We start from the raw sequence: 25,163 nt of genomic DNA, 5'->3' as shown, positions 1-25,163 counted from the left end.
GCTACACTGTTGATGGCGGCGCGGTATCGGCGTTCGCCACGGCCGGTTTTAGCTTGGATACGGTGAGGAAACACCATGGGTAGATTCGCTGTCATTGGCGCAGGAACGATGGGCAGTGGCATTGCCCAAGTGGCCGCCCGCGCCGGATTTGATGTGGTTTTGCGGGATGTCGCGCCGGAATACCTCGACCGAGGCCTGACGACCATTGCGGCCAGTCTCGATCGGGATGTCAAAAAAGAGCGTCTCACGCCGGCCCAAAAAGACGAAATCCTGGCGCGGATTCATCCGACGACCGAGTTGGCGGCTGTCAAAGACGCCGAAATCGTTGTGGAGGCCATCGTCGAGAACTTCGCGGCCAAGGCGGCGCTCTTCAGTGAACTCGATGCCTTGACCCGTCCTGAAGCGATTTTAGCGACGAATACATCTTCAATTTCGATTACGAAAATTGGAGCCGTGACCAAGCGCCCCACGCAAGTCATTGGCATGCACTTCATGAATCCGGTGCCGGTCATGCCACTGGTGGAGGTGATTCGTGGCCGCGCGACAAGCGACGCCACCACCAATGCCATCCTTGAGCTTGGCGCAAAGCTTGGCAAAACCTGTTTGATTGCCAACGATTTTCCGGGTTTTGTCTCCAACCGCATCCTGATGCCCATGCTCAACGAAGCCATGTTCGCGCTTTACGAAGGCGTAGCGACCCGTGAGGCAATTGATGGCATCATGAAGCTTGGCATGAACCATCCAATGGGGCCACTGACCCTGGCCGACTTCATCGGACTCGATGTATGCCTGGCCATTCTAGATGTGCTTTACGAAGGCTTTGGCGACCCAAAGTACCGCGCCTGCCCGCTGCTCCGCCAGTATGTCGCGGCCGGCTGGCTGGGCCGCAAAACCGGACGCGGGTTCTATGAGTATTGACCCTCCTCCGCGCTCAATGCCAATGGTTATGACCAAGCCGCCACGACGAGCACGCCAGCACCCCGGACTGAGTTGGCTAATCGTGCCGGCGCTGGTCCTGGCCTGTTTCTTGAGCGCCGGCTACGCTGCCACGAATCCTTCAGATGTCGTGCCGCTTGAAGCCTACCGGTCTCAAGTTGGACAGGTCGTTGAACAGATTTGGGAAATACGGTTCAAGCTCGAGACGGAAGATGTCACTGTCGAGGAAATTCTGCCACTGTCTCTTCAGGAAGAGCTATACCGCAGGTTGCCGGAACGGCGCATCGTGCAGACGCCAACCGGCGAGGTTGTTGTCCGAAACCAACCGCTGCGCGAAACGCTCGATGCCCTGTGCGCCTCCGAAGATAAAGCTGAAATGCGCGAGCATCTCCTTAAGCTGCAAGCCCAACTCGACATCGTTCAAGGTTACCTGACCGCACCGGTGGATGGTAGCGCCGCGAATATCCAGGAAATTCTCGCGCGTGATGCGTTCCAGCCCATCAAAAAAACCAAAACCCCACTGGAGCAGCTTCGTGAGTGGTTTTTTCAACTGCTGGAAAAGCTGCTCCCGAAGGGAAGTAGGCAGTCGGATGGTGGGCTCAGTACCTGGAACCAGTGGGCGCAAGGTGGGATATGGATTGGCATCGCGGCGCTGCTGATTGCTGGGAGCTTGTGGGTCGTTCGTCGCCTGCGACGCCAAGCCAAGTCGGTAGAGGAAGGCGCGCGAATCATTTTGGGTGAGCCGGTTGCGCTCGATATGGATGCCGACGAACTCCTGGCACAGGCGCGCGCGGCGGCCGAAGCTGGTGACTGGCGACAGGGGGTGCGCAAAATCTACATTGCGTTACTCCATGACCTCGACAAGCGCGGCATTGTGCCGCTCAACCCAGCTTGGACCAACCACGAATACCTGGCCGCCGTCCGCGCGCAATCCAGCCTCTATCCCGCCATGCGCGAACTGACCGACCGCTTTGACTGGTTGTGGTACGGACAGCACCCGGGCAGCCGCGAGGATTACGAGCGCTGCCTGTCCCGTTACTGGGAAGCGCGGGCTGATGTCCCCGCGGCCGCCTGACATTCGACGTTCGCCACCCCGCCATGAATCGCCAGACCTTCACCAATAGCTTGATTGTCATCGGGGTGATGGTCCTGCTGTTCGCCATCAATCTGCTGTTTTACGTCAAGCCGGAGCCGGATGAAGAGTCACCGGTGTACGCCGACCGCTCGACTTACTCCGGGCGGCCTTACGGCACGCTGGGCGCCTATCTGCTGCTGCAAGAATCAGGCCTGCGTGTGAGCCGATGGGAGCAAGATTACCGCGCGTTAGCCGATGCCCAGGATGTGCGTGTCCTGATTTTCGTTGAGCCAAGGGACAAACCCAACAGGCAACAGGTGCGGGCTTTACTTCAGTGGATTGCAAAGGGCGGAACGTTCATCCTGTTTGAGCGCCACTGGTCACTCGAACTGGGCCGCCACCAGCTCAAGCCTAGTTTGCCCTTGCCGGTCGGTGAGACCGGTTCGGTTTTTGGCAAAGTCCCGGTACAGCGCCTCGTCCCATGGCAGCCGGGCAGCCTCTTTCAAGGTGTGACTTGGCTGGGTTGCTCTGAATATGCCACGACGGTAAGTCTCGGTCCGATGCCTAAGCTGAGCCTGGATGACGACTTTTTCGGGGACGGCATCTCACCGGCCGGTTTGGTGCCACTTGCTGGCGTCAATGACGCCCCGGCAGTGGTGGACGTACGCTATGGCGCAGGGTGCGTCATTTTCGTCGGCGACCCCTTTATCATCGCCAACCAGGGCATTGCCGAGGGCGACAATGCGCGTTTTGTCGTCAACCTTGCGCGTATGTTCACCGGTCAGACCGGTGGGCGGATTGTTTTTGACGATTACCATCACGGCTATCGCACAACCAACGGCGGGCTGTTGGGCTTTCTCGGCTACTTCCGGGGAACGCCCATTCCCTGGATGGTGTGGCATGTGGCGGCCCTGAGCCTGCTCGTTGCCTATACGCTGGGCCGCCGCTTTGGGCGACCACTCCGCTTGCCGGTCAAGCCCCGCACCAATGCGCTTGAGTTTGTCGCGGCGATGGCGCGCATCCAGCGGGTGGCCGAGAGCCGCGATTTGGCGATTGAGAACCTCTACCGGCGCTTTCATCGGCGGCTTTGTCGCTACACCGGCCTCCCGACAACCACCCCGCTCGGCGACCTGTGCGCTGCCGCCGCCGAACGTTCTGGGCGGCCGGCAAGTGAATGGCGCGCCGTGACGGAACGCTGCCAATCCATCATCGGCGGCGCGCCGACGACCGACGCCGAACTGTTGCGTCTGGCTCAACGCCTGCGCGACTTAGAAGGGTTGCTCCCGGCGTAATCAGTCGCCTTGTTGAGCCTCGGCTTCGAGGCGGCTATGCCAGAAACCATAACCAAAGTAGATCGCCAGCCCCACCGCCAGCCATCCCAGGAATCGAAGCCAGTTGACGAGGCCCAGTTCCGTCATCAGATAGCCACAGAGTAGCAACCCAAGCACGGGAATGAGCGACAGGTTCTTGAAAAAGCACAGCCCGGCGAGTACCAGTGTGGCGACGGCAAAGACCAGGAATGGAATCTTGTGCGAAAACGCGCCCAGCCAGCTTTCGCCTTCGGCTGGGGTGATGGTCAGAAAGTTCCGCGCTACTGCCGTCGCCGGTGGATAAAGCGTAAAGATCAGGCACGCGACCACCACGCCGGCCGGCACGATGTATTTGGCGTTGACGTACGGGACTCGAAACTTCCGCTCGGCAGCCGGTGCCGTCTGTTCCAGAACGAGCACGCCGCCGCACACCAGCACGAAAGCAAACAACGTGCCGATGCTGGTGAGGTCCGTCACTTCCGTCAGATTCATGAACAACGATGGAATCGCTACCACGAGACCAGCCACGATGGTGGCAAAGCCCGGTGTCTTGAAACGCGGGTGAACGCTGGCAAACACTTTGGGGAGCAGTCCATCACGCGACATCGCCATCCAGATTCGCGGCTGGCCGATCTGAAAGACCAGCAGCACGGTGGTGGTGGCCACCACTGCGCTGACGGCAACGATGCGTTCAATGACAAGTAGGTTCGCGCCTTCTTTTCCAAAGACAAAAGCCATTGGGTCGGCCACTTGCAGCTTGGTGTAGGATACCATCCCGGTCAGCACCAACGAGACCAAGACATACAGCGCCGTGCAGATGATGAGCGAGTAGATGATCCCACGGGGCAAATCGTGCTGTGGATTGCGGCATTCTTCGGCCGTCGTTGAAATGGCGTCGAAGCCAATGTAAGCAAAAAAGACGGCCGCGACGCCGTTCAGCACGCCGGCCACGCCATTGGGCGCAAAGGGTGTCCAGTTTTCCGGCTTGATGTAAAACGCGCCGACGACGATCACGAACAGCACGACGGCCACCTTGAACACCACCATGGCGTTCGAGACGCGCTTCGACTCACGGATACCGACATACACCAGCACTGTGATGAGGATGACGATTCCCAGGGCCGGCAGGTTACAAACGACCGGCAGCGATCCCAGCCGCGGCGCATTCACCCAGGCTTCATAGCTCAGAACCTGGGACGCCATGCCGTCGAGGCCACGGATGCTCTCAAGGGTTTGTCCTTGGTGGAGCAGCGCCGTCACGGCATCAAAGCCGCGCTTGGCGGTGAGGAAGTCCATACGGAAGTACGCCGGAATCGGCATACCCCACCCTTCGAGCAAGGTTGAGAAGTACTCGCTCCACGAGATGGCGACCGCAATGTTACCAATCGCGTATTCGAGAATGAGGTCCCAGCCGATGATCCAGGCGATCAGTTCCCCAAAGCTGGCGTAGGCATAGGTGTAAGCTGAACCTGCCACCGGAATCATCGAGGCAAATTCGGCGTAGCACAGCGCGGCAAAACCACAGGCAATGGCCGTGAAAATAAAAAGTAGCGACACCGCCGGGCCGCCGCTGTAGGCGGCATTGCCAACCGTTGAGAAAATCCCGGCCCCGATGACTGCCGCGATGCCTAGTGCCGTCAGGTCAAAGGTGGTGAGTTCCTTGGCCAACGCACTGCCAGACTCATGATCGCTGATGCCGGCGGCAGCCTCGGCCTGGATGCGGGCAACGGATTTCGTGCGGAACAGACGGGCGAGTAAGGGCATGTTCCTGAACGTATGAGGTTAAGTGTGTTTGGGAAAGCCACCCGATGCTATGTTTGGCGCAGGGTTCTGTCAAACCAGGGCTTTGTCCCCTGGCTTGGCCACGGTTGGTGATGAGAGGGAAGAGCATGTCAAATCATCTGGTGGAAGCATCACGCGCCATTGCGGTGTACATCTATCCCGGGTTGACGGCGCTGGATGCGATTGGTCCGTATGAAATTTTGCGTGGGCTGCCGGGCGCCACCGTCCAGTTTGTTGCGCAGGAGCGCGGCCCAGTCACCGTGGATTCGACATTTTTGCGACTCCATGCCGATGTAAGCTGGGACGAGGTCAAGCAGGCTGACATTCTCGTTGTGCCGGGTGGCAATGCCCCATCCCAGATGCGCAATCCGGCGGCGCTGGCTTGGTTGCGCCAGATTCACGCTACAACTCGCTGGACACTGAGCGTCTGCACCGGCTCGCTCATTCTGGCTGCCGCGGGCGTCATCACCGGCGGCGAGGCGGCGACGCACTGGTCGGCGCGTGACCACCTCCGCCGCTTTGGCGTGACGCCCAGCCGGGCGCGAGTGACGCGCCAGGGAAAAATCATCACGGCCGCCGGTGTCTCAGCCGGGATAGACGCGGCTTTGACACTGGCGGCGCTGGAGTGCGATCAGTCCACGGCGGAATGCATCCAACTCTTTATCGAGTATGCTCCACAGCCACCGTTTTACGCCGGAACGCCAGAAACTGCCAGCCCAGAGGTTATAGCCCGCACGCGCTTGTTTCTGAAGTAAGCTTCGCCCGAACCGTCTCACTCAACAAGCTGACGCGCCAAGTCAGTATCGTAGCAACCAGTAGTCACACAGTTTGGCGTGATAGAAAAACTTCGCTCTCCCCAGCGCGATCAACACTTGAGCGCGACATGGTTTCTCAACCAAAGCCTTGCATCCTGAGCTTTGATGCAATAGACATCCGGCGGCCTGAACGCGGTCATGAACAAAAATATACTCATCCACCCCAAGCAACAGGCCGTAAATGGTATGCGTGCGACATACACGCACCTAAGCGTATATGTCGTGCTAATGCGCTGTGCAGTGATGTTTCGGCTGTTCGGCGTCGTCAACACACGGTTTTCTCACATTTTCGGAGGATGTGATTCCAATGAAAGAACGCGACTTGACCAACAAATACCTTGAGGTTGGTGAACTGATTCAACGCGGGCGTCGCGCGGCGCTCAAAGCTGGCGTGGTCGGACTTGGCGCCAGCGCCTTCACGATGCTTGGCGGCTCACTGCTGACGCCATCCATTGCTCTTGGGGCTGACAAAGCCGGCGATGTCAAAATTGCCAACGTGGCGCTCAATCTCGAACACCAAGCCATTGCCGCGTATGGGGTTGGCGCCGGCACCGGCTTGCTGGAAGGCGCCGCGCTGGCAGCGGCCAAGCTCTTCATGAGCCACCATGAAGCGCACCGTGACGCACTCATCGGCGTCATCAAGAAGTTTGGCGGGACGCCTGTCGAGCCAAAGCAAGACCCTAAAGAATACGAAGCCATTGCCAAGGCCGTCCCGAATATCAAGACAGCCACCGACATTCTTGAATTCGCCCTTACACTGGAAGAGCAGGCGGCCGGCGCGTACATCGGCGTCCTGACCTCATTTTCAGAGAAAGACCTCATTCCGGTTCTGGCCGGCATCGGTGCGGCCGAAGCCCAGCACGCGGCGCTTCTGCGCTTTGTTTTGCAAAAAAATCCGTTGCTTCAGGGACCCGTTGTCAAGTAAAGCGGACTTACGCACTGAGTTTATGTCCCCTGCCTACCAAAAGCGTTGGCAGGGGCTTTTTCATCTGTGGAGATGCCCCATGATCAAGCCTATCGTGCTATCTACGGCGCTGGTTGGTGCCGTCGCGGCCGGCTGGACCGCTTCAGCCGTGCAAAAGGGTAAAGCCGCCGGCGATGCCACGAACGGAAAACAGCTTTTTGCTCAAACCTGCGCTCCCTGCCACAGCGCCACCAGCAAAACCGCGAATGTTGGACCCGGCTTGCAAGGTCTCTTCAAGGCAAAGAAAATGCCAGCTACCAATCGTCCAGTTTCGGTGGCCGTCGTCAAAGCGCAAATCCAGAAAGGCGGCGGCGGCATGCCGGCCTTTGGCAGCAAGTACGATGCCCAGCAACTAAACGATTTGATTGCCTACTTGCGCACGTTATGAGTCGGTATGTCGGTCACGAATGAGCCTGAACCAGTCAGCTATGAGGCTGCGCTCGCCGAGCTTGAGCGCATCGTCCACCAGATGGAAGATGGAACCCTTCCGCTGGAAGAATCCATTGGTCTCTTCGAGCGTGGCATGCGGCTGGCTCGTCTGTGCCGGGAGCACCTGACGGCGGCCGAGCAGCGGATCGAGGTTGTTCTCAAATCAGCGGATGGCGACGTCGTCATCGCCCCCTTGACCCCCGCTGCCGATGATGCCGACGGAGAATGAGCCGGCAACCTTTTCCCCAGAGCCACCTCCCGTCACCCTGACGGTTACACACCTGTGCGGCGCGCTGGCTGGAAAACAGCAGGTGATCGCGCGGCTTCCGGCCGTCATTGGGCGTTCCCGCCAGTGCGACATTCAACTTGACCCGCAGGACATGCAAGCCTCGGGCCGCCATGCCCGGTTCTGGTTCGACGGCCAGACACTGTGGGTTGAAGACTTGGGTAGCACCAACGGGACGTGGCTTAACAATTGCCGCATCACCCAGGCCCAACTCAGTGACGGTGATGACATCGAATTTGGGCCAGGCGGCCCACGCCTGCGCGTGACCATGGCTTGGTCAGCGACGGCGTGGGCCGGCAATATCCAGGGTGAGACTTACCACCTTGGTATCTGCGAGTTTCCATTGCGTTCAACCCTGCGTTTTCCGATCTACGGCGTAGGGCTGCTTGGGCTGGTGGTGCCGTTTTGGCTGGGGAGCCTAGTGTCGGTGGTTCTCCTGATGCCGCTTGGTGTTTTGGCCTTACTCCTGGGGTGGAGTCTAGCCCGCGTCAACATCACCATCACCCCACACCAGATCGAGTATCAAGGCATCTGGCGGCAAGTCAGCCTGCCTTGGAGAGAAGTCACCGATTTGCAGGTCGAGTGGCGCGGACCCAATAGCCGTCGCTTGACCTACACCATCGTTGGGCGGGAGCGCCTTCGCTTCAACCCAACGGACTACGTGAGCGGCATCGAACTGGCACAACTTATTGTGCGGCGTACCGGCAAAAGGTGGGTGTCGGTGTCATCCGGCAAAACCTGAAGTCTTGCTCATATTCCTGTTTGCATCCCGACTGCTTCCAGCGTAAAACTTGAAGCTGGCGTTGTAGCGCACTAAGCCAGCACTTGGTGATGGTTGTTGCGTGCCGCTCGACATTTCTTCGGCTGGGAAGGTTGTTGTCAATGATGGCTCAACTCGAAGCTCCACGTGCCGCTCGTACGTTGCCAGGCGCAAATATCTACCGCTTCCGAACCGATGCCCTGCGGCTCCTGCAGGGGATGTATCGCCGCTATGGCGATGTTGTGCAGTTTCGCCTGGGTAGCGAACGGGTCTTTATGGTGAGCAACCCCGAATACATTCGGGAAATCCTTGTGACCAATCACAAGAATTTCATCAAAGGACGTGGCCTACAGCGTGCGCGCAAGTTCCTCGGCAACGGTTTGCTGACGAGCGAAGGAGAGTTTCACAAACGGCAGCGGCGGTTATCGCAGCCGGCCTTTCATCGCGAACGGATTGCGACCTATGCGCGCGTCATGGCGCAGTATGCCGCCGAAATGCGCGATGCCTGGCAGCCCGGCGAACAACATGACATGGCCAAGGAAATGATGCGCCTGACGCTGCGAGTGGTCGCCAAGACCCTTTTCGATGCCGAAGTCAAGAGTGAAATGGATGAAATCGGCGCGGCATTGACGACGACCATCGAGCTGTTTTCCGCAGTGATGACGCTGCCTTTCTTCGAGTTGATCGAGAAGCTCCCACTGCCGTTCAACTATCGTTTCCGAGCGGCCCGCGCGCGCCTGGACGAGACGGTGTATCGCATCATCGAGGAACGGCGTCGCTCCGGCGGAGACCGGGGGGATTTGCTCTCGATGCTCCTCATTGCCCAAGACGAAGAAGGCGATGGGACGGGCATGACCGACGAGCAACTGCGTGACGAAGCCATGACAATTTTCCTGGCTGGTCACGAAACGACGGCCAACGCCCTCACTTGGACGTGGTATCTGCTGTCGCAGCACCCAGAGGTCGAAGCCCAGATGCACGCTGAAATTGACGCCGTTCTTGACGGGCGACTGCCAACGGTCGCCGAATACGGCAAGCTCAAGTACACCGAAATGGTTTTTGCCGAAAGCATGCGGCTGTATCCGCCGGCGTGGGTATTTGGCCGCCGTGCGCTCGATGACTTTTCGATTGGTCACTATCGGCTACCGGGGCGGGCGCTGGTGCTGATGAGTCCGTATGTTGTCCAGCGGCGCTCTGATTTTTATCCGGCCCCGGAACGCTTTATCCCAGAACGCTGGACGCCCGAAGAAAAGGAAAAGCGGCCAAAATTTGCCTATTTTCCGTTTGGCGGCGGCCCGCGTGCCTGCATCGGCGAAGGCTTCGCGTGGATGGAAGGTGTGTTGATTCTGGCGACGATTGCCCAGAAGTGGCGCATGCGACTTGCGCCAGAAGCCCGAATTGTGCCGGAGCCGCTGATTACCCTACGGCCCAAATACGGCATGCCAATGCAACTCGAAGCTCGCGCCTAGCACACTTATGACGACCGTTGCCATTGTTCCGGCCGGTGGCTTGGGAACGCGCTTTGGGGCTGACCGGCCAAAGCAGTTTCTTGAACTGGCCGGTGTTCCCATCATCATCCACACCCTGCGGCGACTGGCGGCTTGCCCTGCCATCAGCGAGGTGATTGTGGCCTTGCCTGCCATCGCGTGCACCGCCTTTGAGCGGTTGATTGAGCACTTCCCGATTGAAAAACCACTGACGACGGTCACCGGCGGCGCGGAGCGGCAGGATTCAGTTCGGTTGGCGCTGGCGGCGGCGCCAACCAGCGCCACGGTCGTCATTGTTCACGACGCCGTGCGTCCCTTTGCCACAACGGACTTGATGACGGCCACGATTGCTGCCGCCCAGGCTGACCGCGCTGCTGTCGTCGGCCATCCGGCGACTGACACCATCAAAACGGTTCGGGATGGACTGGCATACGCGACGCCACCACGTCTGACGCTCTACGCGGTGCAGACGCCACAGGCCTTTGAGGCGGAACTGCTACGTGAAGCCCATGCGCAGGCCGAAGCCGATGGATTTCGCGCCACGGATGACGCCATGCTGGTTGAGCGATTGGGCGTGCCGGTCCGGATCGTGCCTGGGCCGCGCTGGAATCTGAAAATTACCCATCCAGACGATTTACCGCTGGCGGAGTTCCTGTGGCGACAGATGACATCCCGGTAGTCCGTCCACGGTGCGCGTCACAAGCTGGCAAAATTGCGCAAAAGCTGTAAGCCGACCCGGTGGCTTTTTTCAGGGTGAAACTGTACGCCCATGATGTTGTCCCGCGCGACGGCGCTGGCATAGGACAGCCCATACGCCGTAACCCCAATCACGGCCTCCGGGTCGGTCGCAGCCGCGTGGTAGGAGTGGACAAAATAGAAGAACGCGCCATCTGGGATGTCTTTCCACAGAGGGTGTGGGCGCGCTTGCTCCACCTGGTTCCAGCCGACATGGGGAACCGGTCGTACATCTGACGGGAAGCGGATGATGTCTCCGACCAAGAACCCCAGCCCGGCATGGCGGCCAAACTCGTAACTTGTTTCAAAGAGCATTTGGAACCCAACGCAAACGCCAAGAAGCCATGTTCCCTTGCGCACTGCGACTTGAAGCAGGTCGTCGAGCCGGCGCGCCCGAAGCTCATCCACGGCGGCGCCAAAGGCTCCGACCCCTGGCAGGACGAGGTGCGTTGCTTCGTGCGCGACGGCTGGATCGGACGAAATTTGAGCCGTCACGCCTACCTGGGCAAAGGCACGCTCCAGATTGCGCAGATTGCCCACGCCATAGTCGAGGATGATGAGGTTACGAGTGGGCATCAGTCACGGGCGTTGGTTGGAACCGGAGCTGCCGTTGGCGCGTTTCGGCGCGCCATCTCAGCCGTTACGACATAACCTGGTCGAGCGCGGACTCTGGCCTCCGGCCGCGTGACCCGAACGCGGATGCGGCGATAACCCGGCTCATCGAGGCCACGGGTTGGGTAATAGCCCAGGACGTAAACATGGCGCAAATCCTCGGCGATGGATTTGAACAGGGCGCGCGCCGTGCCCAGATCGGTGAACGGACTGTGCAGTCCGCCAGAGACCGTAGCAAGGTCCTGCAGAAATGTTTCCTCGAGCCCGAGCACGGACGGTTCTTGGCGGCTTGGTGAGCCTTGAACCTGGGTTGTCCGTCCATCTGGTGGAAAGAATGGTCCGCGACGTGGAACGCGTCGGGGCGTTGGAAGTGGAAGCGGAAAAGGGAAGGGAAAGGGCAACTGAATCTGCGGTTGGTTTGGGTCGGCTGCCGGGTACTGCAACGTATAGACCAAAACATCCGACTCGATGACCCGGTTGAGCACGTCCCGCGGCCTGTAGGCTCGGCTCGTTGTATCTTCGCCGTCGGTGAGCAGGACTAGCGCCTTACGTCCCTCAATCGGCGCCAGGTGGGTTTCCAGAATCTGATAAGCCGCGTCATAGAGTCGCGTGCCGCCCTCGATTTTGGCGCGCGCCACCGCGCGACGCAGTTCACCTTGGTCACTGATGAAGGGACAAAGTTGGCGGATCTTATCGGAGAAGGTAAACACGCTCACCCGGTCGTCGGGGCGAAGGTGATCAATGAAAGCGTCCGCCGCGCTGCGCATGTCATCAATGCTCAGGTAAGCACTGCGACTGACATCGAGCACCAGGGCGACATGAAAGGGAACTTTCTCTGAAGTAAAAAACGTGATTTCCTGGGGGACATTGTCCTCGGTCAACCGAAATTCGTTTTTCTTGAGGAACGGCAAGTAGCGGTTGTAATCATCGCTGACCACGACCGGAATCGTGACCAGCGTCGCTTGGATGGTAATGATGTCTTCATCCTGGCCGCTGGCCGGCGCGGGAACTGACGGACTAGGGACATTGCCGCCGCGCCGCCCCAGGGTTGGGCGCTCCGGTGGCGTTGGTGAACTGGCGTTGTCATCTGGGGGTGTCGCCTCGGCCGGCGGGCGGGTTGGAACGACCCGTGGCCGCGTGATTTGGCGGCCTGACTGGGCCAGTGTCACGAGCGGTGACGCAACCAGACCCAACGCGATGAATAGCGTCAGTGCCCAACGAGCGATGTGGGACTCAATCCGCCTCGCATTTCTCATGTGCCTATCCCCGGTTCAGCAAGTGTGACGAGCACTTTGACGAAAAAAGCGCGCCTCTCGTTGCAGAGAGTGTATCAGTTTTTCTGGATGAGCGCCGTCTGGTAAAGCGTTTCAACCGCTGTTACGGCGTGGTCAAGCGTGTAGCTGCCAACCGACTGCCGGCCGGCCGCGGCTAATCGTCGGCGCAGTTGCTCGTCGGCTGCCATCCGCTGCAGGGCCGCTGCCCAGGCGAGCGGGTCGCGGGGCGCCACCCGGAGTCCATTGTTTTCGTGTGTGACCAATTCTGCCAGCCCCCCCACGTCGGAAACGACAACCGGCACGCCGGCCGCCCAGGCTTCAAGCACGCCCAGGGAAAATGCTTCATCGTGCGAAGGAATGGCCATCACGTCACAAGCCGCCAGAAAGCCAGGCGCATCTTCGATGAAACCGAGGAAGGTGACTTGGCGCTCAACGCCGGCTTGGCTGGCTTGCTGCCGTAACCGGTCAAGGTAGGCCGCCTGGCCGCTCCCAGCCAGCGCCAAGTGAAGGTGGGGCGTTTGGCGGCGCGTGAACGCCACCGCGCCCAGCAACGTTGCCTGTCCCTTGCTCGGTTCAAGGCGATTGAGACAGCCAACGATGAAGCCCTCGACCGGCAGGCCGAGTTGCCGCCGACAGTCCTGGCGTGCCCGGGCAGATGGCTGGTGAAACCGCGTGGTATCTACCCAGTTGGGAATGGTGACGATCCGGCCGGTGTCCCAGCCAAGCGAGTTTTGCGCCCGTTCGCGCACGTAGTCGGAAACGGCGATCAATCGCTCGGCGACGCCGAGCCACCGGTGGTAAAACCAGTTGCCCGTGAGTGGCGCGTAGTGATGACGGGTCAGGAACAGCGCCGGCCGCCGCTCTGCCGTCCAGCGTTGCCACCGGACGACACCGGCCGCAACGGGATAGTCGCGGGCGTAGTGCGCATGCAGGATGTCTATTTGATGGTGTCGAACCAGCTTCACCAGTCGCCAGGCCGCGCCGACATCGAGCGCATGACGCACGGCAAGGGCGTGGATGTGATGGCTGAAACTCACCAGGCCAAGCCGCTTGGCCAGGGCGCTATGTGCCGGGGCCGCGATGTGTACGGCGTGCCCACGGGCTGCCAGCGCCGCGATGAGTTCCAGGACATGCCGCTCTCCACCGCCGAACGCCTGCCCAGAACTCAAGTGCAGGATATTCATACCGTCTGGGAACGGCGTTTGACCATGTACGGGTTGACTCGTGGGTCGAAGCGAAACTGATCATGGCCGCCGACAAACACCACACAGCCCACCAGAAGCGCCACGAGATGGTGAAAATGAACCGCCTCCCAGCGCATGACGGGATGCACCTGAATGGTCAGCAGGCGACGCGATGGGGAGGCGTGATGGGTATTGAGATAGGCGCGCTCAAACTGCAATTCGAGCAGGTCTTGTTTGTAGAACTCCCGCCGAACATGGAGTGAAAAGTCGCCTGGCTGCCGCCCATCGCGGCGCAGCGTCACCAGAAAGCGCCCGGCCGGTAACTCGATGGTCATGCGCGCGCGGTGCGGGTTGCGTCGCCGGTTGATGCGCAAGCGCGAGAGTCCCTGAGTGTCATCCCGAATGGTGAGTTCATAGCCCATGCGTCCGACGGTGACATCGAGCGTCAACCCATCCGCCAGGGCGACATAGCGCCCGGCCCGCCGCCGCCGCCAAGTCAGGTGAGCCAGTATCTGATCGGCTTGACGAAGTGAAAACAGCGGACGGCGCGTACCCGTCCGTTCAACAATGATCGTTCCTGTTTTCCATTCGTGAAAGTCAAGTCGTGGTTCGTGTGGGGTTGAAGCCGAAAGTGCCCTCATGCGTCGCGCGTTGGGGAGCGCCCCAAGCCTTTGTTCGTTAGGATGTCGTGGCAAGTGCGACTGGCTTCATAAACTTTTTGTAGCCTTCTTCGCTATCTGTCCACTTGAGAATTTCTGAAACCCGCCAAACCGGGAACGGGTGCGTCCGTCCACTGGCAATCTGCCACGTCCAGAAGCGATCAACGAAACTGCTTTCATTCCGCTGGTCGAAAGCGCGGGCCTGGGTAATGAATTCTTCGTGGTTGAGCTTTGAGGTCATGGCCCCGCCGGCCAGTTTCATCATCAACTTTGTCAAGACGTGGGTTTCCTGGACGACCAGTTGGGCGGCCCGGTCACAACTTAGTTCAGCCTTTTGGTACCACGTCAGCAGCGCGCTCCGAATGGGCCAGGTGAGCAGGTCTGGAATCCCAGGTGGCAGTGGCGCGCGCGACAGGGCATAGCTGCCGAGTTGAAACAGCAACTCAGCTGCGACCTTGTAGAGCAGGTGACTGCAATGGATATGCCCCAGTTCATGGGCGATGACGGCCAGCACCTCGATGTCGTCGAGCCGTTCGACCAGTGGCGTAAAAAGCACGATAAAGGGACGCTCAACTCCGCTCGTGAAGGCATTGAACCCCAGCCCCCCACCGCCAAGTGGATTGGTCACGCTTAGATAAAGCTCTGGTAGTTCCTGAATCCCAAGGGTTTGACAGGCGACTTCAAGTTTTGCATGCAAATCCGCGCACTGTTTTTCCGATACCTTGACGCCATTCGCGGTAAACATCACCCGCAGGTAACTTTCACCCGTGACCTCCAGCGCCTTTTTGAGCAACGGATCAATGCCTGGAATGACCTGGAGCGTATTGAGCGCCTGTGAGTCAAGCGGGTGGATGTATTCATGCGGGGAAAGCCCCGGAAACTTGCGGTGCGGTTGTTCATCGAGCGGAAGTCGGCAGCGTCCACAACGCACGCCGGCGCGTGGCGTCCAGTCGGACTGGACGCGATTGCGTTGGCCGCAGTAGCGGCAGCGCACTTCGCGCAGTGGCAGGCCGTTTGCGACCGGCGCTACCCCGTCCGTGACAACCGCACTCGATGCCGTCGCCCCATCGGCCGATGGGGTGGTCTCACCAGCGGACGGCAGGGCCTCCGTGTCATCGCCCGCAGCGGCTGGGGCGGTCGGTTCGTCGGAGGTTGGCTCTGGTTCATTGGAAAGGGAATCGTCAGGCGACATGGCAACTTCCTTGCAGGCGAACAGTGGCAGTCATCAGCGCGCGATGGGGGAGAGCGCGCCACAGCTTGCTTAATTTTATGCCTCTGGGCAACTGGCCAAGGCATGTGGATAGAAGCGCAGAAGGGCGGCTTTCTGCTAGCCAACTACGCTCCTGCCAAGCGCGCACCGGTGGGCGGCCGTGCGGAAAGCGAATTGTGGAAGGTGAAGTGAGACATGGGCGCCTGATGGGCTTGTAGCCGGATGCGATACGTCACTTGCGCGACGACTGGTCAAAAACGACGTTTCAGGCACACGCTGCGGCAAGGGGTGCTACTCCCATGCGCGAGAGTTGGCTATATTCGCGGGCGATGCCGACTGCCGTTGCTCCAACCGTCGTTTCCTGGCCTGTGGCGTTGCTCAAGGCCATGCGTCCACAGCAGTGGACAAAGAACGTCCTGCTCTTTCCAGCGCTGCTGTTTTCCCAGAACCTCTTTCGCTGGCGCGAGACCCTGCTGGTATGCGCGGCCTGTGGGGTGTTTTGCCTACTCAGTAGCGGCGTGTACCTGCTCAACGACCTGCTCGACATCGAAAGCGACCGCGCCCATCCGAGCAAGCGTCACCGTCCATTGGCGTCAGGCACGCTCCCCATCCCGGTCGGCATTGTGGCCTGCATCATGTTGTCGGTTGGCTCACTCGCTGCTGCCTTCTGGCTTTCGACGCCCTTTGCCTGGACGGCCGTGACGTATTTCCTGTTGCAAGTGGCCTACACGGTACGGCTCAAGCATCTGGTGATCCTCGATGTGGGTTGTATCGCTGCCGGGTTCGTGCTGCGGGCGGTAGCCGGAGGACAAGTCATTGCCGTCACGGTTTCTTCCTGGCTGCTCATTTGCGCCATGCTGCTGTCGCTCTTTCTGGCGCTCGGCAAGCGACGGCACGAGTTGCTTTTGCTCGAAGAAGGGGCCACGGCGCACCGGCGGATTCTTGGCGAGTACACGCTCGAACTGCTGGACCAGATGATTTCCATTGTCACGGCGGCGACGGTCGTCTGCTACACCTTTTACACGGTCGCGCCTGAAACGGTGGCCAAGTTTGGGACGACCAAGCTCGTTCTGACCGTGCCGTTCGTGCTCTATGGCATCTTTCGGTATTTGTATCTCATCCACCGGCGGCAGCTCGGCGGCAGTCCAGAAAAAGCCCTGCTCAATGACGGCGCCTCACTGGTCAACCTGGCGCTGTACGGGCTGACGGCCGTCATCATTCTTTACTGGTTGCGCTGACGTTACCGGTAGTGCTGACGCTATCGGCCGCGTTGAGCGGGCCGGGCTTCTTGCGCACGATGGCGCATCCAATCGCCGGCCGGCACAGGACATTGACCGGCTTCCCGGCAAGTACGGCCTCCAAGGCATCCCGCAGCAGGTGAACCGTGACCCGTTCGGGATGGTAGGTGTTGTCGTCAATCCGTCCGTGGTACTGCAAGCGCCCCTGGGCATCCACCAGGAAGCACTCGGTCATGCAGGTGGCGCCCAGCGTGTCTGCCGCCTGGCAGGCTTCATCCACCACGACCGGAAAGACGAAAGGTTTGGCTGCCTGGCGCGCAACGATTTCGGCAACCGATTCATTCGCATTGGGATTGAAGCCCAGAAAGACAACGCCCTGCGCGGCGTAGTCGCTGGCGAGCGCGTTGAGCCGCGCCCGGTAAGCCTCCACGCAGGGGCAGCGGGTTCCGACGGCAGCCAAGACGACCACCTTGCCACGGTACTGACTCAGGCGCACGGGTTGCCCGTCGAGTCCGCGGAAGACGACATCTGGGACGGGCGCGCCAATGGCAATCGTCGCGTCGTCATTGGAAACGACGTGCCCCAGGTGATCCAGGTCGTCACCTAGGCTGCGACCTGTGAAGACATCGTAACCCAGCCCGGCCATGACCAAGACCAAGGCGGCAAAGGCCGTCAGCCCGACGGCAATGGAGGCGGACAGCGGACGCCACCGGACAAGCTGTTTCGCGTCTGGAAACAGCGACCAAGCAACTTCAAACGGCAGTGCGCCAAAGGCAAAACACAACAGCGTGACGGCGGCCTGGCGAACTTCCCAGGTTGTCGCCGCCAAGGTCAATGCGGCCACGAGTAGCGAAGACACGCGCACGACGACGGCAAACGGATGCCCAGTGCGCGCGGTGGACGGCCGCAAGCGATGGAAATGCCACCGCCAGCCCAGCCAACCAACCGCCACGAGCGCCAGCATCCCGCCCGGAATGAACAACACCTGCCGGCCCAGCCCCAGCAAAAAGGCCGCTTCCACGCTCCAGGCGCCAAGCTGCCCGGCCAAGACCCCCAGCGCGCCACACCAGATCACCCGGGCCAAGGCCTGCCCGAGTACAACCTTGCCGGACCACTGCCCAGTGCGCGGCGGCGACCAAAGCCCATCCAACATGCCCAAGAGAAACGCAAAAGTGAGAAAAAACATACATTCCACATTGTGATTCACTGGTCACCAAGAAGCAACGCGCGCTGGCCGGTGGACCCGTCCCGGCGGACGGTGTTGGAGGTCATGGCGTATCCTAGTTTCGACCAGTAGTGGCATCTCCACGCCTTTTCGATTATGTTGCCGTCCTATGTTGTCGGTCGGCTGTCACCGCTTGCCGACTGGCGTGCGCTTAGTTTCATCACTTACCTAACCTGATGTATTCGCTCGTCATCCACTCACCCAATGCGCCGCCCCACCGGGTTTTGCTTGTCAAGCCCCGGTACACGCTTGGGAGGAGCGTCCGGGCTGACATCATGGTTGCCGATCCCTTTGCCTCGCGTATTCATGCCGTCCTTCAACACGATGGCAAGGCTTACATCCTGGAAGACCTCGAAAGCGCGAATGGCACTTACTATCAGGGAGAGCGGGTCAAGAAGCCCCTTCTGCTCAAAACTGGTGACTGCTTTCGGATCGGTGAAACCAACCTGGAACTTGCCTTGGAACAACGCCCAACGCAGGTGGCGGCGCCGTCCGTGACCTACTTCACGACGTCGTCAAACACGGTTCCAGAGGCCCAAATTGGACTCGGACACGTCCGCACCACTGATGAAATCGTCAATCGCGCCGTTGAGCTTAGCTCTGGAGTCTCGGTTCAAACGGCCACGGAAGATGCGCCGGTAGAGCCAATGGCAGGCTTGGGAAGGCAACCCGGTGCCGTCGCTTTCCTTGGTGAGACGAAAATTGGCCGCCAGCGCCCGGGCCTGCTTGCGCTGGTGAGTAAGGTTGGCGTAACGCTTCTTTCCAATGCCAGCCTCGACGAGACCTTGAGCGAGATCATGGCGCTCGTTTTTGAGTCGCTGCCGGTCGAGCGGGGTTTCCTGTTGACGTACAACCACGATACCCGCGAGCTGGAGTGCCGCCTGGCGCGCACCAAGGACGGGCCGCTGCCGCTCGGAGACGTCATGGTTTGCCAGAGCATCACCGAACAGGTCATGACAACGAAGTCGGCTTTGCTGACTTCAGATGCCCGGCATGACCCGCGCTTTGCCGGCAGTCAATCCATTGTTTTGGGCGACATCCGTTCGGTGATGGGCGTTCCGTTGATCTTTTGCGAACAGATCTACGGACTCATTTACGTTGAAAACCCTTATGTGCGCCGCTTCACGCCGGATGACCTCGAAGTGCTGACCACCATCGCCAGCGTGGCGGCGGTCAAGATCGAGAATCTCCGTTTGCTCGAAGAGCAAATGAAGCGGCAACGCCTCCAAGCTGAAATTGCCCTTGCGGCGCGCATCCAGGCTTCGATGCTCCCGCAGTGCGAGCCGCACTTGGCTGGATTTGAAGTGGCCGGGTTGTCCCGGCCGGCCGAGGATATTGGCGGCGACTATTATGACTACATCAAGGTTGGTGAAGAGCGGCTGGCCGTCGTCATTGGGGATGCGTCCGGCCACGGCGTGTCGTCGGGCTTGCTCATGGCGCTGGCCAAAGGCGCGTTGTTCAATCAACTTGGGATGGCGTGCGACCCCGTCAGCGTGATGCAAACCCTGAACAAGCTCATTCATGAGAATGGGACACGCCGTGACCTGATGACGTTCTGCTATGCCTTGCTTGAACTTCCGACCGGCCTGGTCACGGTCGCCAATGCCGGGCATCCCTATCCACTGCTCTACAGCGCCAGCCAGCAGACGCTTCAGAGTCTCGCGCTCGACCATTACCCGCTGGGCGTCCGTCCCACCCTGGGACCCTTGCCGGTGAGCACCCACCAGCTTGGCGCGTGCGATGTGCTCGTGCTGTACAGCGATGGCATCCCAGAACTCAAAAACCGCACGGGGCGCTATTTTGGCTACGATGGACTAGAGGCCACCATCCACCGCTGCGCCCACCTGCAAGCCCGCGAGATATGTGAAGCGATTGTTGAAACAGCCCTGACGTTTGCCTCTGGAGCCATTCCAGAAGATGATATTACGGTCGTCGTCATCAAACGGACGGCTTGAGTAACCAGCCAATCGTGCCCACTACCTGCCCCAGGCGAGCGCCGGTGGCATGCTTATTTTTCTGAAAGGACATTTTCATGCTGCGCTTGAGTCGGATATTGTACGCCAAAGCGGCATTCATCGTCATCGGTTTATTGCTCGGAGCCGGACTCCCGGCCCCCACGTTTGCCAAATCAGCCTCGGCTGAGCCAGCCGCCGCCGAGGTCGCGCGGCCCCAGAAACGGCGTGCAACAAGCCGTCGGCGTGACCGAAGCCAGGTCCGCCGCGGCACACGTAGCCGGAGCGCGCGCGGCCGCAATGCCACGGCGCGTGGTCGCCGTGGGGGTGTCGTGCGGGGCCGCGGGCGCGTGTCTCAAGCGCGTGGACGGAGCGCGCGTGGGCGTGGCTACCGTGCACGGCGCGGGCGCGTGGTTCGCGGGCGTAGCGGGCGCAGCTACCGGGTGCGCGGCCGCCGGGGCGGACGCTACGCGCGCCAGCGCGGTGGCCGTTATGCCCGCCGCAACGGGGGGGCCACCTCCGCCTATCGCGCCACCCCAACCGCACCACAAGCTACGCCATACCGCGCGCCCCGAAGCCTGGTCATCCCAGAGGAGCGCGCCCGTGAGATTCAGCAAAAACTCAAGGAAGCTGGGTTCTACCAAGGCGAGATCACGGGCCAGTACGATGAAAGTACCCGCGAAGCCATGCGTAGCTTCCAACGTGCGAATGGACTGAAGGAAACCGGTACGCCCACCGCCCCGGCGCTCCTCCGGCTTGGACTCACCAAGCACAGCTCGGAAGCTGGCGACACGTCCGCTCCACCGGTGCAGCTTCCGCCGACCACCGACCCACCCCCACCCCAAAGGTAAGTTCCTCCGAAGGCTCTTGGCAGGCGTCTGAAACCATCCCAAGGTGACACCGGCATTTTCTCACCCAGGTCATCTGCGGGACGGCTCACCCTCAGACCCCTGCCTGGCGTGCCAGCGTCTTTATCCAGTGGAGCTGTCGTCGCCCATCGCCTGACCTAGCCTTGCCTTGACTCGATACTTGCTCACTTGGTTGTTCATTCCATGCCTGAAACGTTCAACCGACCTGTCAATCTCCCATTTGTCGCCGTCGTCGGCCATGCTCCGGTCAAACGCGCGCTCTTGCTCCTTGCCATCGAGCCACGGCTGCGTGGCGTTGCCTTTGCCGCTCCAACGGGAAGCGCCAAATCGGTCCTCGTTCGCAGTTTTGCGCAGATCGTCCCGGAGGTGGATGGCCGCCGCCCGCCCTTTATCGTTTTGCCCGGCAACATTGGCGAAGACCGACTCTTTGGCGGACTCGACCTCGAAGCGACCCTGGCCGGCGGCCGGCGCCGCTTCGCCCCAGGCGTCCTGGCCGAGGCTCACGGCGGATATGTCTTTGCCGATAACCTGAACTTGCTTCCCACTCAAGTTGAGAACGCGCTGCTCACGTGCCTGGACAACGGGCAGTTGCGCGTCGAACGCGAAGGCGTTTCCCTAGTGTCGCCGGCTGATTTCAGCCTGATTGCGGCCTTCAATCCCTCTGATGGCGGGGTGCGCTGGCACATCCTCGACCGGTTGGGGCTGATTGTCGCCGCGCCGCGCCAGCCCGACCTCGAAACCCGTCAGCAAGTCATTGAAACCGTAGCCGCTTTCGAGCGCGACCCGGAGGCGCTCCAGGCGCTCTACGCCGATGAAACGGCGGCCCTCCAGCGTCTGTTGGCCGAAGCGCGTCACCGCTTACCCCAAATTGCCCTTTCTGACGACACCCTCCACTGGCTGTGCGCCCGCGCCGCCGCGCTTGGGACCGTTGGGCAACGAGCGGAATACTTTGCCACGCTGGCGGCCAGGGCAAACGCTGCGCTTGAAGGACGGGCAACCGTCAACGAGGATGATTGCCGAACGGCCGAGTTCTTCATTCTTCTCCCACGGGCGACCCAGCGCCCGGAAAGCGAGCCTGAGCCACCGCCGCCACCCCCGCCGCCGCCTTCGGATGAATCCGACGATAGCGCCGAGCCACCGCCCCTCGAAGACCTCGAAGACCTAGCGCTGGTGTTTGATGCCGAGGAAGCCACGCTCGACGCCGACTTTGATCTGTTTGCCAAAAAGGTTCGCCTGGGCCGCTACGGGAAGCGTTCCGAGCGGGACAACTTCCAGTCTGGGCGGCATGTTCGCTCCGTCCCCGGTGAACCCACGCGCGGGCGTGTCGCCATTGAAGCCACGTTGCGCCAGGCCGCCCCACACCAACCGGCCCGTCGCCAACAGGCGCTGGCGGCCGGGCAAGCGGTCGAGCGCGTGCTGCTAAAAAAGGACGACGTTCGGCTCAAGAAGTTACGCCAACGCACCGGTGCACTCATTGTTTTCATTGTGGACGCTTCGGGCAGCATGGCGGCCAACCGCATGGGACAAGCCAAAGGCGCAGTGGTTGAGTTGCTGCGTCAATCCTATGTCAACCGCGACAAAGTTGCTCTGATCGGGTGTTATGGCGACGAAAGCCGGGTGTTGCTGGCGCCGACCCAGAGCGTCGAATCCGCCAAGCGCCAACTCGAAACCCTGCCAACCGGCGGGGCGACCCCGCTCAACGATGCCCTGCGCCGGGCCCATGCGCTCATCGAAGAGGTGCGGCGGGCCGGAGCTTATGCTGAAGCCCTGGTGGTCGTCATCGGCGACGGTCGCGGCAACGTGCCGGCGCGCCCCCCCGAACCAGCAGAAGCCAACCTGTCCCGAACAGACCTCATTCGGCGTGAAACGGAGGATTTGGCGCGCCTCTATGTCGCCGGTGGCATCCGCATGGTGGTGTTTGATACGCAGAACCGCTTTGTTTCACGCGGCGAAGCCAGGCAACTGGCCGAGTTATTCGGCGGCAGCTACATTTACTTGCCCCGGTTGTCATCCGCCGGGGTCGCGGATGCCGTCAAGCACGAGCTGCGTCGGGCGTGAGGGGAACATCCCCGGCATTCCCCTATCCGCAACGGGCGACCTTGTGCACAATACAGCTCACAGGAACTTTGCTTGCTTCTTGGCTGTGAAGCGCTATGTCCTCGCCAGACCCTCGCCCGACGACCTTGGCCTTTGCCTTCTTGCGCGAATGCGAACTGTTTTCGTCGCTCTCTGACCTGACCTTGCAGGCGCTTTTCCTCCGTGGAGAAGTCCTGAACTTTGAGCCTGGCGATGATCTGTTTCACATTGGCGATCCGGCCAACTACCTCTATGTCATCAAGTCAGGCGTCGTTGAAATTCGCCGTCCCGTGGCCGAAGGCGCGAAAGAGCTAACCCCGGTTGCCTACATTGCCGCCGGAGATGTGCTGGGCGAAGTCGCCATGTTCACCAAGTCCACCCGCGCTTCGGCGGCCCGCCTCCCCGGTGGCGGCGAGGTGTTTCGCATCTCCAGTGAGAACTTTCACAGCGTCGTGGCCGGCTTCCCGGATCTTGCGCTTCGCCTGTGCTTCACTTTTGCGCAGCGGCTTGAATCCACCGTGCGCAACATGCGCAAGGAACGCCAACGCCAGCTCAGCGGCAACCTTCAGTTCTTTGACTTGCCCACGGTGATTCAGACCATCATCGGCTCCGGCATGACCGGCACGCTTCGCGTTGACGATCCACTGGGCATAACCTTGGCTGAAATTTTCTTCGATAGCGGCCACCTCTGCCGCTCGGTCATGGGTCATCTCACCGGGAGCGAAGCGTTCTTTCAACTCTTTCAGCCGCCCCCGACGGAAGGTGTTTTTGAGTTCAAGGGCGGTGAGCGCGAAGTCAGTGAAGGCGCAAGCTGCGACATTCTCCTGCCCGGCATGACGATGCTAATGGAAGCTGTCCGCATGCAGGATGAAGTCGGGGCGCTGCGGCGCCGATTTCCGGCCAACCAAACCTACCGTCCACTGGGCGACGACCTACGCTGGGATGGCGAGGAACAACTGCTGCCCATAGCCTATGACATCTGGTATCGCCTGCACGCGGCGGAGCCAACCGTCCGCGAGCTGCTCGACACCGTACCGGCATCGCACTACACCACGCTTTCGATTCTCAATACACTCTTGGAAACCATGCAGATCACGGCGCAACAACAGGACGCCAAAGCGCTGACCAACATTTCAGAACCCGGCCAGGACCCCTTGCTCGAGCTTGACATGTAGCCAAATCCCGCACGAAAGCTGTGAATGACATTGACGCCGCCACGGCAACAACCCTATGACTGATCGTATTCTCGTTACCGGCGGGGCCGGATTCATCGGCACGCATCTCTGTAAGCGGCTTCTGGCCGATGGCCACGAAGTCATTTGTCTGGATAACTTCTACACCGGACGGCGCGCCAACGTCCGGCCGTTTCTCGAACATCCGCGCTTCGAGCTGGTGCGCCACGATGTGATTGAACCGGTCCGGCTCGAAGTTACCCAGATTTACCACCTGGCTTGCCCGGCGTCGCCGGTTCATTACCAGGCGAATGCCATTCAAACCGTCAAAACCAGCGTGCTTGGAACGCTCAACATGCTTGGTCTCGCCAAGCGTGTCGGCGCGCGCTTTCTGCTGGCTTCGACGTCCGAAGTCTATGGCGATCCGCTCGTCCATCCCCAACGGGAGGATTACTGGGGCAACGTCAATCCCATCGGCCCACGCAGTTGCTATGACGAAGGCAAGCGGGTGGCCGAAACCCTGACCATGGACTACCATCGTCAGCACCATGTGGACGTGCGCATCGTTCGGATTTTCAACACCTACGGCCCCAATATGCTCGAAAACGATGGGCGCGTCGTGAGCAACTTCATCTGCCAGGCGCTGCGGGAACAACCGCTGACGATTTACGGCGACGGCTCACAAACCCGCTCGTTCTGCTATGTGGATGACCTAGTGGACGGCATGGTCCGCATGATGCGCGCCGACGACTTCATCGGCCCCGTCAATCTTGGCAATCCTAGTGAATTTACGGTCGTGGAGTTGGCGCACAAAGTGCTGGCGATGACCAATTCGGCATCGTCCATCGTCCACCGACCATTGCCGGAAAACGATCCACAGCGCCGCCGACCTGACATTACGCTGGCCGGCAAGCGCTTGGCCTGGTCGCCTGCCGTGCCACTCGACGTTGGGCTTGAGAAGACCATTGCTTATTTTCGCGCGGCACTTGCCCAAGCCGCGTCCGGCGCGGCGTCATCCCCGCTACCAGGCAGTTCCCTTTGACAAGCCGCCCCGGTGCAGGCATACCCAGTCTATCTAGGCAAATGACTGAAGCCTTGTTGATTGAAATGGTT

Annotated in this window: 23 protein-coding genes; 16 read left to right on the top strand and 7 right to left on the bottom strand. The window is 60.5% G+C overall.

Annotated elements, in window-relative coordinates:
- The first annotated feature begins 75 nt into the window (after positions 1 to 75).
- From J8C06_RS09415 to J8C06_RS09405, 3 genes are read left to right on the top strand one after another with little or no spacing between them, the layout of a single operon-like run.
- Complete coding sequence (locus tag J8C06_RS09415) at positions 76 to 918, top strand: 3-hydroxybutyryl-CoA dehydrogenase (protein WP_211428445.1); 843 nt, start codon at positions 76 to 78, stop codon at positions 916 to 918.
- Positions 919 to 946: 28 nt separating this feature from the next.
- The gene (locus J8C06_RS09410) at positions 947 to 2,011 is read left to right on the top strand and encodes a DUF4129 domain-containing protein (protein ID WP_211428444.1); all 1,065 of its coding nucleotides are present in this window, start codon (positions 947 to 949) and stop codon (positions 2,009 to 2,011) included.
- Between the two features lie 23 nt (positions 2,012 to 2,034).
- The gene (locus J8C06_RS09405) at positions 2,035 to 3,303 is read left to right on the top strand and encodes a DUF4350 domain-containing protein (RefSeq protein WP_211428443.1); all 1,269 of its coding nucleotides are present in this window, start codon (positions 2,035 to 2,037) and stop codon (positions 3,301 to 3,303) included.
- Here J8C06_RS09405 and J8C06_RS09400 read toward each other — a convergent pair whose 3' ends face one another.
- Entirely contained in the window at positions 3,304 to 5,085 is a 1,782-nt protein-coding gene (locus J8C06_RS09400) for an amino acid permease (protein ID WP_211428442.1), read from the bottom strand.
- Positions 5,086 to 5,210: 125 nt separating this feature from the next.
- Here J8C06_RS09400 and J8C06_RS09395 point away from each other — a divergent pair, with 125 nt between their 5' ends.
- The 7 genes from J8C06_RS09395 (at position 5,211) to ispD (ending at position 10,523) form a co-directional block, all read left to right on the top strand.
- Positions 5,211 to 5,858, top strand: a complete 648-nt coding sequence (locus J8C06_RS09395) for a DJ-1/PfpI family protein (protein ID WP_246602023.1) — start codon at positions 5,211 to 5,213, stop codon at positions 5,856 to 5,858.
- A 367-nt stretch (positions 5,859 to 6,225) separates the two neighbouring features.
- Entirely contained in the window at positions 6,226 to 6,843 is a 618-nt protein-coding gene (locus J8C06_RS09390) for a ferritin-like domain-containing protein (RefSeq protein ID WP_211428441.1), read from the top strand.
- Positions 6,844 to 6,922: 79 nt separating this feature from the next.
- Entirely contained in the window at positions 6,923 to 7,270 is a 348-nt protein-coding gene (locus J8C06_RS09385) for a c-type cytochrome (protein ID WP_211428440.1), read from the top strand.
- A gap of 6 nt (positions 7,271 to 7,276) precedes the next feature.
- Complete coding sequence (gene xseB / locus J8C06_RS09380; RefSeq protein ID WP_211428439.1) at positions 7,277 to 7,540, top strand: exodeoxyribonuclease VII small subunit; 264 nt, start codon at positions 7,277 to 7,279, stop codon at positions 7,538 to 7,540.
- The gene (locus tag J8C06_RS15305) at positions 7,521 to 8,339 is read left to right on the top strand and encodes an FHA domain-containing protein (RefSeq protein ID WP_211428438.1); all 819 of its coding nucleotides are present in this window, start codon (positions 7,521 to 7,523) and stop codon (positions 8,337 to 8,339) included. The genes xseB and J8C06_RS15305 overlap by 20 nt, the downstream gene beginning before the upstream one ends.
- A 140-nt stretch (positions 8,340 to 8,479) precedes the next feature.
- On the top strand, positions 8,480 to 9,826 hold the full coding sequence (locus tag J8C06_RS09370; RefSeq protein ID WP_211428437.1) for a cytochrome P450: 1,347 nt from the start codon (positions 8,480 to 8,482) through the stop codon (positions 9,824 to 9,826).
- Positions 9,827 to 9,833: 7 nt separating this feature from the next.
- Positions 9,834 to 10,523 (top strand): 2-C-methyl-D-erythritol 4-phosphate cytidylyltransferase, encoded by a 690-nt coding sequence (ispD, locus tag J8C06_RS09365; protein ID WP_211428436.1) that lies wholly within the window; start codon positions 9,834 to 9,836, stop codon positions 10,521 to 10,523.
- A gap of 17 nt (positions 10,524 to 10,540) precedes the next feature.
- Here the strand turns inward: ispD and hisH are convergent, their stop codons facing one another.
- From hisH to J8C06_RS09340, 5 genes are all read right to left on the bottom strand, one after another.
- Positions 10,541 to 11,155 (bottom strand): imidazole glycerol phosphate synthase subunit HisH, encoded by a 615-nt coding sequence (gene hisH / locus J8C06_RS09360; protein ID WP_211428435.1) that lies wholly within the window; start codon positions 11,153 to 11,155, stop codon positions 10,541 to 10,543.
- The gene (locus tag J8C06_RS09355) at positions 11,155 to 12,447 is read right to left on the bottom strand and encodes a VWA domain-containing protein (RefSeq protein WP_211428434.1); all 1,293 of its coding nucleotides are present in this window, start codon (positions 12,445 to 12,447) and stop codon (positions 11,155 to 11,157) included. Before J8C06_RS09355 ends, hisH begins: the two co-directional genes overlap by 1 nt.
- A gap of 74 nt (positions 12,448 to 12,521) precedes the next feature.
- Complete coding sequence (locus tag J8C06_RS09350; RefSeq protein WP_211428433.1) at positions 12,522 to 13,649, bottom strand: glycosyltransferase family 4 protein; 1,128 nt, start codon at positions 13,647 to 13,649, stop codon at positions 12,522 to 12,524.
- Complete coding sequence (locus tag J8C06_RS09345; protein ID WP_211428432.1) at positions 13,646 to 14,290, bottom strand: hypothetical protein; 645 nt, start codon at positions 14,288 to 14,290, stop codon at positions 13,646 to 13,648. The genes J8C06_RS09350 and J8C06_RS09345 overlap by 4 nt, the downstream gene beginning before the upstream one ends.
- A gap of 37 nt (positions 14,291 to 14,327) precedes the next feature.
- Positions 14,328 to 15,500, bottom strand: coding sequence for a M48 family metallopeptidase (locus tag J8C06_RS09340; protein ID WP_211428431.1), 1,173 nt, complete (start codon positions 15,498 to 15,500; stop codon positions 14,328 to 14,330).
- 317 nt (positions 15,501 to 15,817) lie between these two features.
- Here J8C06_RS09340 and J8C06_RS09335 point away from each other — a divergent pair, with 317 nt between their 5' ends.
- Positions 15,818 to 16,756, top strand: coding sequence for a decaprenyl-phosphate phosphoribosyltransferase (locus J8C06_RS09335; RefSeq protein ID WP_246602022.1), 939 nt, complete (start codon positions 15,818 to 15,820; stop codon positions 16,754 to 16,756).
- Here J8C06_RS09335 and J8C06_RS09330 read toward each other — a convergent pair.
- Entirely contained in the window at positions 16,734 to 17,942 is a 1,209-nt protein-coding gene (locus J8C06_RS09330) for a redoxin domain-containing protein (RefSeq protein ID WP_211428430.1), read from the bottom strand. The two genes, J8C06_RS09335 and J8C06_RS09330, sit on opposite strands and share 23 nt — an antisense overlap.
- Positions 17,943 to 18,157: 215 nt before the next feature.
- On the opposite strand from J8C06_RS09330, the gene J8C06_RS09325 reads away from it, so the two are divergent.
- From J8C06_RS09325 to J8C06_RS09305, 5 genes are all read left to right on the top strand, one after another.
- Complete coding sequence (locus J8C06_RS09325) at positions 18,158 to 19,936, top strand: SpoIIE family protein phosphatase (protein WP_211428429.1); 1,779 nt, start codon at positions 18,158 to 18,160, stop codon at positions 19,934 to 19,936.
- A 77-nt stretch (positions 19,937 to 20,013) separates the two neighbouring features.
- On the top strand, positions 20,014 to 20,784 hold the full coding sequence (locus J8C06_RS09320) for a peptidoglycan-binding domain-containing protein (RefSeq protein ID WP_211428428.1): 771 nt from the start codon (positions 20,014 to 20,016) through the stop codon (positions 20,782 to 20,784).
- A 201-nt stretch (positions 20,785 to 20,985) separates the two neighbouring features.
- Positions 20,986 to 22,860, top strand: a complete 1,875-nt coding sequence (bchD, locus tag J8C06_RS09315; RefSeq protein WP_211428427.1) for a magnesium chelatase ATPase subunit D — start codon at positions 20,986 to 20,988, stop codon at positions 22,858 to 22,860.
- A gap of 95 nt (positions 22,861 to 22,955) precedes the next feature.
- A complete protein-coding gene (locus tag J8C06_RS09310) occupies positions 22,956 to 24,053 on the top strand; it encodes a cyclic nucleotide-binding domain-containing protein (RefSeq protein ID WP_211428426.1) in 1,098 nt (365 codons plus the stop codon).
- A gap of 55 nt (positions 24,054 to 24,108) precedes the next feature.
- A complete protein-coding gene (locus tag J8C06_RS09305) occupies positions 24,109 to 25,092 on the top strand; it encodes a UDP-glucuronic acid decarboxylase family protein (RefSeq protein WP_211428425.1) in 984 nt (327 codons plus the stop codon).
- Positions 25,093 to 25,163: the final 71 nt, after the last annotated feature.

Source organism: Chloracidobacterium validum, assembly GCF_018304825.1.
Lineage (GTDB): Bacteria > Acidobacteriota > Blastocatellia > Chloracidobacteriales > Chloracidobacteriaceae > Chloracidobacterium > Chloracidobacterium validum.
This window is presented reverse-complemented; position numbering and strand designations above follow the sequence as displayed.

What these genes read in the sequence shown, in the direction of transcription:
- J8C06_RS09415 (WP_211428445.1), top strand. Translation starts at nt 76, where the DNA reads ATGGGTAGATTCGCTGTCATTGGCGCAGGAACGATGGGCAGTGGCATT.
- J8C06_RS09410 (WP_211428444.1), top strand. Translation starts at nt 947, where the DNA reads ATGACCAAGCCGCCACGACGAGCACGCCAGCACCCCGGACTGAGTTGG.
- J8C06_RS09405 (WP_211428443.1), top strand. Translation starts at nt 2,035, where the DNA reads ATGAATCGCCAGACCTTCACCAATAGCTTGATTGTCATCGGGGTGATG.
- J8C06_RS09400 (WP_211428442.1), bottom strand. Translation starts at nt 5,085, where the DNA reads ATGCCCTTACTCGCCCGTCTGTTCCGCACGAAATCCGTTGCCCGCATC.
- J8C06_RS09395 (WP_246602023.1), top strand. Translation starts at nt 5,211, where the DNA reads ATGTCAAATCATCTGGTGGAAGCATCACGCGCCATTGCGGTGTACATC.
- J8C06_RS09390 (WP_211428441.1), top strand. Translation starts at nt 6,226, where the DNA reads ATGAAAGAACGCGACTTGACCAACAAATACCTTGAGGTTGGTGAACTG.
- J8C06_RS09385 (WP_211428440.1), top strand. Translation starts at nt 6,923, where the DNA reads ATGATCAAGCCTATCGTGCTATCTACGGCGCTGGTTGGTGCCGTCGCG.
- xseB (WP_211428439.1), top strand. Translation starts at nt 7,277, where the DNA reads ATGTCGGTCACGAATGAGCCTGAACCAGTCAGCTATGAGGCTGCGCTC.
- J8C06_RS15305 (WP_211428438.1), top strand. Translation starts at nt 7,521, where the DNA reads ATGATGCCGACGGAGAATGAGCCGGCAACCTTTTCCCCAGAGCCACCT.
- J8C06_RS09370 (WP_211428437.1), top strand. Translation starts at nt 8,480, where the DNA reads ATGATGGCTCAACTCGAAGCTCCACGTGCCGCTCGTACGTTGCCAGGC.
- ispD (WP_211428436.1), top strand. Translation starts at nt 9,834, where the DNA reads ATGACGACCGTTGCCATTGTTCCGGCCGGTGGCTTGGGAACGCGCTTT.
- hisH (WP_211428435.1), bottom strand. Translation starts at nt 11,155, where the DNA reads ATGCCCACTCGTAACCTCATCATCCTCGACTATGGCGTGGGCAATCTG.
- J8C06_RS09355 (WP_211428434.1), bottom strand. Translation starts at nt 12,447, where the DNA reads ATGAGAAATGCGAGGCGGATTGAGTCCCACATCGCTCGTTGGGCACTG.
- J8C06_RS09350 (WP_211428433.1), bottom strand. Translation starts at nt 13,649, where the DNA reads ATGAATATCCTGCACTTGAGTTCTGGGCAGGCGTTCGGCGGTGGAGAG.
- J8C06_RS09345 (WP_211428432.1), bottom strand. Translation starts at nt 14,290, where the DNA reads ATGAGGGCACTTTCGGCTTCAACCCCACACGAACCACGACTTGACTTT.
- J8C06_RS09340 (WP_211428431.1), bottom strand. Translation starts at nt 15,500, where the DNA reads ATGTCGCCTGACGATTCCCTTTCCAATGAACCAGAGCCAACCTCCGAC.
- J8C06_RS09335 (WP_246602022.1), top strand. Translation starts at nt 15,818, where the DNA reads ATGCGCGAGAGTTGGCTATATTCGCGGGCGATGCCGACTGCCGTTGCT.
- J8C06_RS09330 (WP_211428430.1), bottom strand. Translation starts at nt 17,942, where the DNA reads ATGTTTTTTCTCACTTTTGCGTTTCTCTTGGGCATGTTGGATGGGCTT.
- J8C06_RS09325 (WP_211428429.1), top strand. Translation starts at nt 18,158, where the DNA reads ATGTATTCGCTCGTCATCCACTCACCCAATGCGCCGCCCCACCGGGTT.
- J8C06_RS09320 (WP_211428428.1), top strand. Translation starts at nt 20,014, where the DNA reads ATGCTGCGCTTGAGTCGGATATTGTACGCCAAAGCGGCATTCATCGTC.
- bchD (WP_211428427.1), top strand. Translation starts at nt 20,986, where the DNA reads ATGCCTGAAACGTTCAACCGACCTGTCAATCTCCCATTTGTCGCCGTC.
- J8C06_RS09310 (WP_211428426.1), top strand. Translation starts at nt 22,956, where the DNA reads ATGTCCTCGCCAGACCCTCGCCCGACGACCTTGGCCTTTGCCTTCTTG.
- J8C06_RS09305 (WP_211428425.1), top strand. Translation starts at nt 24,109, where the DNA reads ATGACTGATCGTATTCTCGTTACCGGCGGGGCCGGATTCATCGGCACG.